The sequence below is a fragment of the Streptomyces sp. NPDC052079 genome (genome assembly GCF_040680275.1).
Lineage (GTDB): Bacteria > Actinomycetota > Actinomycetes > Streptomycetales > Streptomycetaceae > Streptomyces.
Genome location: NZ_JBFAWL010000047.1, coordinates 1 through 8,554, shown reverse-complemented (window position 1 = coordinate 8,554; position 8,554 = coordinate 1). Strand labels below are relative to the sequence as shown.

Sequence of the window (8,554 nt, the reverse complement as noted above, 5' to 3'; positions counted from 1 at the left end):
GAACCAGCTACAAGGCCACCATCAGCATCGACATTGACCACCCGCACCCCTTGACGCCGGGCGCCCAACGCTAACTACACGGCATTGGTACTAGCATGAGCATTGGCACTTGGGCATCGGCTGGCACACACCCGCCTCCGTCCACTTCGGGACCGCCGAGGAGGTCCGCGACCAGCGGGCCGTCACGCTCGCCGAGGCATACGCCCGCCACCCCGAACGCTTCGGCCGACGCCCCCGACCACCCGAGATCCCCCAGACCGCCTGGATCAACGACCCGGCCAAGCGCCGCGAACCCGCACCACAAATCTCATAGCGTCACAACCGTCTCACTGGACTTGAAACCTTCCGACCGAGGCCTGGTTTCCCCAGTTGGGGAGCCACGGCGCTTGCCCGCAGTTCCCTGAGGTCCTGGATGTGGTAGTTAAGCGACCCGTACGACACGCTCGCGGACGAGGTCGTCCGCGAGCGGATCGGCACGGCGTCGACACCGCAGGCCCAGGCCTGCAGCGTCGCCATGATTTGAGCTCGGCACCGCGCAGCCGAGGGAGGTCCGAACTGCTCCAGCATTCCTACCGGAGGCCGGGGCCGGACTCAGGATTGCTTCCGGGAATCCGGGCCGCCGGGTGGTCCTGCGCCCTGCACCACCAGACTGCTTCGCCTTCGTGCGTGATGGCGTGCAGACCGCTGTCGTGCTCCGGGCAGAGCGGCCAGAGGCGGCCGTAGCGGTCGGCCAGATTTGTCTGAACGGCGTCGGCGACTTCCGCACGCGCTCCGAGCGGGTCGAACGACTGGACGGCCGACTCGGCCACCGTCACCATGCCCATCGGGAAGTCCGGCGAAGGGGGAGTGGAGTCCGCGCGGATGTCGACGCGCAGGCCCGTGTCCCGCTCGGCTGCTGCGGCCACCGGGGGCAACGCGTCCAAGACGCAGCGCAGCTTCCGCTCGAACGCGATCAGGGCGAACCGGGCCGCCGGCAGCTCCCCGTGTTCGCGATACGCCGTGCGGATCCAGCCCGCTGGACGGGTCTCGGCGATCTGCCAGCCCAGCTCGCCTTGGACGCGCTCCAGCCACTGCGCGAAGAGTCGTTCGTAGCGCAGCTCAAGCTCGCTGCCGGGCATGCTTTCCTCCACCTGTGGATGGTAAGACGAATCGGCTGCCCCGGCCGGAGTGGCCGGGGCAGCCGATTCGCTGTGTGGCCGCGCGGTCGTCCGCGCGGCCGCGGTGTGTCGGGCTCCCGCTCAGGCCGTCAGTGCGGCTCGGCGGGGGTCACTGTGCAGCGGCGGCGCGGGTCAGTACCGGTAGCTGCCTCCGCCGCCGAAGTTCTGGAACCGGTTCCAGTAGTACTTGGTGTAGCCGAGCCGGGCGATGCCGGACGCGGAGAACTGCACCGAGTCGCCGGGGTCCAGCCAGCACGTGAAGCCGTAGCAACTGTGCTTGCCGCGGGCGCCGTTGCCATACCAGTACCCGTGGAAGTTGTACCAGCCCAATTCACCGTGGCTGTAGCTGCCGGAGAACACCTTGATTCCGCGGACCGACAGCTGGTAGCGCCAGCCGGCGTAGATGTAGGCGCCGCTCCAGGCCCTGCGGAACCACATGTCCCACTGCAGCGAGCACTTCTTGGACGACCTGTCGCAGATGCGCCTGATCCGCACGCAGTTGTAGGAGTTGCAGTCCGTTTGCACGCGCTCCATGAGTGCCGTGCCGTCGAGGTCGTACTTGTTGCGTGGATCGGCGCAGGCGTACTCGTACCTGTTGCAGCTGCCCCCGGCGATCGGGTCGATCGACAGGAAGCGGCCGAGGGCCGGGCTGTACAGTCTGGCGCCCATCAGGGTGAGGCCGCCAGGCGTCTCCGTGGAACGCTGGTGCGAGCCGAGCCAGTCGTAGCGGGTGGCTGCCTGGCCGGCGCGTGCGTTGCCGTACTCGTCGTGGTCGAGGGCGATCGGGGCCTGGCTGGCGTCCAGGGGTAGTTGCAGGGCCACGTCGCCGTGGATGTTCGCCAGCTGCAGGACGGTGGTGCCCGTCTTGCCCGTGGTGGCCGCGAGTCCTCCGCCGAGGCCGTCGACGTTGCGGGTCAGAGCACCGGTGGAGGTGTTCTCGACGATCCACCGGGGGTTCTCGTCGTCGCCGGCGTAGTGGTTGACCTTGGCCGCGGTCTGGGTCCACGTGGAACCGCTGCTGGTCTCCACCGTCCAGGAGCGGAACCGCAGGGCCGGGTCGAGCGCCCAGGTCTGGCGGGTCCCGTTCGCGGTCTGCTGGTGGGTGAGGTCGTTGGCGTAGTAGCCGAGCGTGGAGCCGGGCAGGGCGGTGGTGCGGCCGAACGCGTCGTAGGTGTATCCGGTGTCGACGAGCCGGTCGGCACTGTCGTGGGCGTGGGTGGTGGTGCCTCCGGTGGTGGGGCAGTCGGCACCGGGGGTGCCGGTGGCTACGGTCAGGGACTTGCGGTTGGAGCGTGCGTCGAAGGCGTAGTCACGACGGGTGCACACGGTGTCGGAGGTGTCGCGGACGCCGGCCAGTCGGCCTACGCCGTCGTAGCGGTAGTCCTGGGTGGACCAGCCCGCGTGGGACGCGGCCTGCCCGTGGACCGTCTCCGTCACCGTGTCGGAGTAGACGGTGGTTCCGTCGCTGTCCCGGGTGTAGGTGCGGGTCACCGTTGCCCCGGTCGGGTCCTGCGTGAGCGTCGCCGTGTACCCGCCGGGCAGCTTCTCAGCGCTCACGGATCCGTTCGCTCCGTAGACGGCCTGGAAGGTACCGGCGACGGAGTCGCCGGCGGCTGTCGGAAGGCCTCGCGGTTCGGCGTTGTGATCGTAGGTGTAGGTGACCGTGGAGGGCGCGTTGTCGGTGACCTTGACCGGCCGGTCGAGCAGGTCGTACTCGGTGGTGGTCACGCCTCCGTCGGCGTCGGTGTAGGAGATCAGCCGGCCCAGCTTGTCGAACGTCTTGGCGATCGTGCCACCGGTCGACGAGGTGGTCTTCACGGCCCGGCCGGTAACCGGGTCGTACTCGGTGGTGACGGCCGGGACGGCCTGTCCGACGCCACCGGTGACGGCGACCTTGGTCGCACGACCGGCCCCGTCGTACGTGGTGGTCGAAGTACGGGTCGATCCGTTCGCGGTGTCGAGGGTCTTGGTCGGGTTGCCGTACCAGTCGTACTCGGTGGTGGTGGTCGGCAGCTGGGCCGGCTGGGTGCCGCCGCCGGTGACCGCGCCCGCCGGACCGGTGGAGCAGACCTGGTCCGCCCACTCCGGGCGGCCCTGGCAGGCGCCGGCGCCCGTCGCGGACCAGTAGGTGGTCACGCGGGTGGCCGCGTCGGTACCGGTGGCGCCGGGCAGCATCTGCTTGACGACACGGCCTTGGGCGTCGTACTCCAAGGTCTCGGTGATCGACAGACCGCCCGGATCCTTGATCGTCTGGATGGGGAGGCCCTTGGTCCAGTCGTACACGGTCTGTACCGCGCGGGTCTCGCCGTGGACGGCGGGGTGCTCGCGCACCTGCGCGCCGGTGATCACCTTGGTGACCTGGTCGCTGACGTTCGCGGTGCCGTCGGTGGGACGCCCGGTGTCGTACTCGGTGACCGTCCAGGAGCGCGCGGTCACGGACGTGCCGGCCGCGGCCAGTTCGGTGGTGCCCGACTTCAGGTCGGCAGTCAGCTCGATCTGGCGCAGCGGACCGAACTCTTCGAGCTGCCGGGTGCCGGAGTCGTTGTAGACGGTCCGGCCCGCCAGCAGGTCCGCCCGCTCGGCGGTCGTGAGCAGGTCGATGCCGAGGTCGGCTTGGACTGCCTGGGCGGCCGAGCCGAGTCCCAGCGCGACGGCGCGGTTGCTGGCGCTGAGTTCGCGGACCGGATTGCCGTAGCGGTCGTACTCGGTGGTGGAGGTGTGGCCGCCCGGGGCGGTGAGGTTGGATTCGCGTCCGGAGACACCCAGGTAGTGCACGGTGGCGCGCTTGTAGTCGGCAGCCGTCAGGGAGCTCCCGGTGTGGGATGCCGGGACGGCGTCGGCGGGAAAGACCGCGGTGGCGTCGGTCGGGGCGTCGAGCTGGCCCCATGCCTTCACGTTCGCGGCGCCCATGCTGTAGGGCGCACCGGTGCCGGTCAGCGGTACGTCGTACACCACGGAGGTGGCCGCGGTGCCTTCCTCGACGTCGGCGGTACCCTGTTTCAGGCCGGAGCGGGAGGCCTTGAGGAGCATGCCGGGTCCGGCGGTGGCGGCGTTGCCCGCCTGGCCGTAGGTGAAGGTCCATGGCAGTTCGCCGGATTGGGCCAGCCGGGTGACCCGGCCCGCGGCGTCGTAGGCGTACGCGGTCTTCAGCGCCAGGGAGATCCGTGGGTTCCACGCCTCACGGAGCCGACCGCCGTCGTCGTACGCGTAGGCCGCGATCTCCTGGGCGGTGGAGGCGGCGGCTCCGGGAGCAGTAGCCCACAGGCGGACGCTCTTTACCTGGCCGAGCACGTCACCGAAGGCGGTGGAGGTGGCGGTGGTGGCGGTCGGGTAGACGAACTCCAACATCCGGCAGCCCTTGGTGGCCGGGGTGGCGGCACAGGTGGCGGCCTGGACGGCGGAGGTGGGCGCGATGATCCACTTGGGGAAGGCGACGGCCTTGCCGTTGTACGTGGTCTTGCCCGAGATGACCTTCGTCTCGGTGTTCGTCAGTCCGTCCCGCAGCGTGGAGGAAACCTGCCAGGTCGGCACTGCCGGGTCGGGCTTGGTGAAGCTGGTCACCGTGCCCTCGCTCTCGGACAGGGTGAACGATCCCGTGACGCTGCCGGTGAGGAGGAGCCCCTCGGCGCCGGGCTCGGGGATCCACGCCGTCTTCGCCGCGTTGGCGGTGAAGTGCAGTTCGTCGCCCTTGGCGTCGGTCACGGCGACGGCGGTGTCGGAGATCCGCCGGAGGTGGGAGTAGTCCGACGTGCCGAGCTCGGCGACCGTGCCGGCCACCCACTCCTTGCCGAAGATTGGGGCTTGGCCCTCCTGCTGCGCGCCCTTCTCCGGGGTGCGGGAGGAGGCGGTGCGCGAGACGGACATGCCGAAGGCGGAGGCATCCTCGGCGGAGATGCCGAAGTCACCGGTCAGCAGGTTCACTGAACCGGGGCCCACCTCGGTGGAGGCGGCGCCGGAGGCATTCCGGTCCACGACCGCGGTGAGCGGGGCCGTCGCTCCGGTGGCCGCGTTCGGTCCCGTGAAGTCGGCCTTGATCTGCACCGTGCCGTCGGGATCGACGGTGTCGGTGGCGTTCCACACCAGGGCGGTGTTCTTGCCGCCGGTCATCGCCACCGGCCAGCCGGTGAGCGGGTCCCCGCCGGAGGTGACGTCGCCGGCCGGGATCTGTACCCAGGGGTCGGCCTCGGAGCGGCGCCAGGAGAACGACACGTTGTCGTACTTGGAGCCGTCGGCCTCGGCGACCAGCGGCAGCCGGCGCGCGGTCCGCTCGCCGTCGGCGGGCTGGATGAAGCCGCCGGGCCCGGCGTGGAAGGTGTAGTCGATGGCCTCCGACTTGTTGTCGGCCTTGTCGACCTGCCGCACCTGCAGGGTGTGGGTGCCGTCCTTCGGCGGGGCGATGCTGATGGCCTTGGCGGCGGTGGAGCCGCTGGTGGCGACCTTGGCCCAGGTCACGCCATCCAGCGACCACTCCAGCCAGTTGTGGTCCGCGCCGTTCGGTGTGACGGTGAACGTGCCCGCCTGGCCCGTGCCCTTGACCCACGCGCTCGACGGGTAGTCCGTCGACGTGATCGACGTCGGGGCCGACGGCGCGGCTGTATCGACGGTGAAGGTCTTCCACGCCGACCAGCCGGCGTTGTAGTGCGCACCGTCATACGGCGAGGTGCGGAACTTGTACGTCTTGCCGTTGGTCAGCACTCCGGCCGGCACCGTCACCGAGACGACCTGGCCGGAGGGCACGTACTTGGAGACGATGACGTCGCCGACCTGGGTGTTGGTGGCGTTGTCGAAGATCTGGAAGGTGCCGTTGACCTTGTCACCGTCGGCGTCGACGAAGGTGTCGCGCAGCGTCGGGGTGGTGGTGTTGACCGTGTAGGCGCCGCCGTAGGAGAAGTACGGCGGGCCAGCCTCCTGCTTGGTGCCGGTACGCGGCCGGTAGTTGTAGTTCACCACCAGCTTCGGCGGGTTGGAGGCCGCGTTGGCGGAATTGACCCGCTTCCACTGCGGAACGACGCTCTCACTGCTGGCGCGCAGGCCCATGTGGCCACGGGTGGCCTTCGCGGAGGCCCACTCCTGCACCAGCGTGGTCACGTTGGCGTTGATCCAGCCGTCCGGTGCCGAGGTGCAGGCGGGGTTGCCCTTGGTCTCGGTGGAGGTGGCCTTCTTCGCCGTCCAGGTGGGCTGCGAGGTCCAGCGAGACGAGGTCGAGGCGGCGCCGGTCGACCACACCTCCCACGGGTACGCCGTGCAGTCGGTGTTGCCGGAGTGGAAGTTCCATAGCGACAGCTTGGCGTCCAGCAGCAGCGCGTCCCGGATCGGCTCGGTGTTCCAGGAGATGAACGACCGGGCCGTGCGCGGGGTGCCGTCGCCGTTCACGGTGCCGGGGTTGCCCAGGTCCAGCTCGGTGTCGGTGGACCAGTCAACGGTCTCGCCCTGCTGGACGTAGGTATCGAAGACGTTGGACAGCGAAGAGGTGGAAGGGTCCACCGTGACGGGGTACTTCGTGGCCGGGTCCGCGAGGAACTTCGCGTCCGGGGTGATGACCAGGTCCACACCGCCCTTGGTCTTGACGACCTTCATGGCGACCCTGGCCCGGTTGGTGTGCTCACCGGAGACCTTGTCGACGGTGGCGTCCCACATCACCGGTGCCGGCATGACGGCCTGCTTCTTGGACTTCTTGTCCGTGAAGAGCACGTTGCCATCCGTCTGCCGCTTGACCTTCAGGCCCTTGGTCTTCAGAGGCAGGGTGTAGGTGTAGCCCTCGGTGGCCGGCTTCTGCTTGATCTCGACGAACTGCTCGAAACCGGTACGCGTAGCCTCCACGACGACGTCCGCGCCAGGCACGGCGTTCACGTACTCCGCGCGCGTGCCGTCCAGCTTCGGCGCGGGCAGCCCGCCCTTCCACTGCAGCGTGATCTGCTCATCGCCCTCGCCGAGAGTGACCAGGTCGACGGCCTTGGACGCCTGGGCGGCTTTGAGGGACGCGGCCGGGGCGCCCGTCTTGCCCGCCAGTTTCAGACCGCGGGGGTGGGCCTTGGGCTCCACACCATCGGAATGGCTGACCAGGTCCAGGTCCACATCACGCCAGTCCCCGGCAGTCGTGCCGTCCTGGAACCGGATCGGACCGGCACTCAGCTCGGTCGTCAGCGAACCGTCCTTGTTCGCCCAGGTCGTGGACGTCTCCGTACGCTCCGAGAGCGCCTCGACCCGCTTGCCCGACAACCGAGCCGCCACACGGGCTGACGGAATGTCCGCAGCCTGGGTGACGGCCGCCTTCTTCGGTGCGGCCGGCGCCTGAGATCTTGGCGCAGCCGCGGCACTTGCGCCGTCGAGCAGGGCGACGCTCAATGCCAGGGTGAGGCCGCCCGCTATGTAGCGCAGACTCCCCCGGACCACAGCCGCCCCCGCTCCTCTGGCGTGGGTCTGTGAATCGTCATGATTCCTCGGTCTCTTCTTCACACATGGGCACCGCCTGTGCAGTGCGTGTGTGAACGTAGCGAGATCGAAAAGACTCTAAATCGCTTCAAGTCCGCTTGTTACTGGCATGATTGAACGTCGCGAGAAGATCATCGACATCATTTTGTGATGCGATTCCGGAAACATCTCGCCTGGTTAACCCACACTGCACGCGTTTTGCACCCCTGCTTCACACAGCCCCAGTTGACGGCGGTTGACGGAGGGCGCTCCGCGTCTCCGGCGAAGCGGGACACGGAGCCGCACAGCATGCTGGGTGGGGACCGTGCAGGCGAGGCGGTCAAGCGCCGCCGGAATAGCGCCGCCGCGCGCGTCGCAGCGTCACGCGCGCGACGACCAGCAACAGGCCGCTCTCGACAAGCGCGCCCACATCGGCTGCCTCCCCCGTGGGGCGGCACCGGGGTCGACCGCCGTCCGGGCTCCGTCTATGACATGGGGTGACGCTCTGGGCTGGGATCGTCGATCACCTCATACTGCGCCAGGTCGCCTGGCACGGTCGCGCGCGAATCACGCCGGTGATCAAGGAGCGGGCGGGGCCCACCAACTTTCTGAGAGAAACAGGCGCTTCGGCCACTTCATCGAGGACCCGGGCGAGGGGCAGCTCGCGGGGTCTTTCCTGCTGGATCAGAGCGCGCGCCCCGGGCGATAGCCGCTCGTGGCGCGAGGAACCGGATCGGCTGGGCCGTCCAGCTCGGCACCATCCGCTACCTGGGCACCTTCCTGCATAACCCCGAAACCTAATCGCTGCGGGCGGCTACCCAACTCGATGCGCTGGACTCGCTCAGCCAAGTGAAGATCGACCGTTTCACCGGCGACTGAGACGCCCGGCATCCGTGCTCCCGGGTCCGACGCCGAGTCCGGCCAGGACGCGTGCGGTGTGCTCGACCCGGCTGTCCAACTCGGCGTAGCTGAGCCTTTGTTCGCCG

At 69.0% G+C, this 8,554-nt stretch carries 4 protein-coding genes; 2 read left to right on the top strand and 2 right to left on the bottom strand.

Annotation, left to right across the window (positions count from 1 at the left end):
• The first annotated feature begins 109 nt into the window (after nucleotides 1-109).
• Entirely contained in the window at nucleotides 110-313 is a 204-nt protein-coding gene (locus tag AB0L56_RS31395) for a hypothetical protein (protein ID WP_365429514.1), read from the top strand.
• Nucleotides 314-569: 256 nt separating this feature from the next.
• Here the strand turns inward: AB0L56_RS31395 and AB0L56_RS31390 are convergent, their stop codons facing one another.
• Together AB0L56_RS31390 and AB0L56_RS31385 are read right to left on the bottom strand one after the other, a co-directional pair.
• Complete coding sequence (locus AB0L56_RS31390; RefSeq protein ID WP_365429511.1) at nucleotides 570-1,130, bottom strand: hypothetical protein; 561 nt, start codon at nucleotides 1,128-1,130, stop codon at nucleotides 570-572.
• A gap of 159 nt (nucleotides 1,131-1,289) precedes the next feature.
• Complete coding sequence (locus tag AB0L56_RS31385; RefSeq protein ID WP_365429520.1) at nucleotides 1,290-7,502, bottom strand: RHS repeat-associated core domain-containing protein; 6,213 nt, start codon at nucleotides 7,500-7,502, stop codon at nucleotides 1,290-1,292.
• A gap of 771 nt (nucleotides 7,503-8,273) precedes the next feature.
• Here AB0L56_RS31385 and AB0L56_RS31380 point away from each other — a divergent pair.
• Nucleotides 8,274-8,369, top strand: a complete 96-nt coding sequence (locus AB0L56_RS31380; RefSeq protein WP_365429517.1) for a DUF4158 domain-containing protein — start codon at nucleotides 8,274-8,276, stop codon at nucleotides 8,367-8,369.
• Nucleotides 8,370-8,554: the final 185 nt, after the last annotated feature.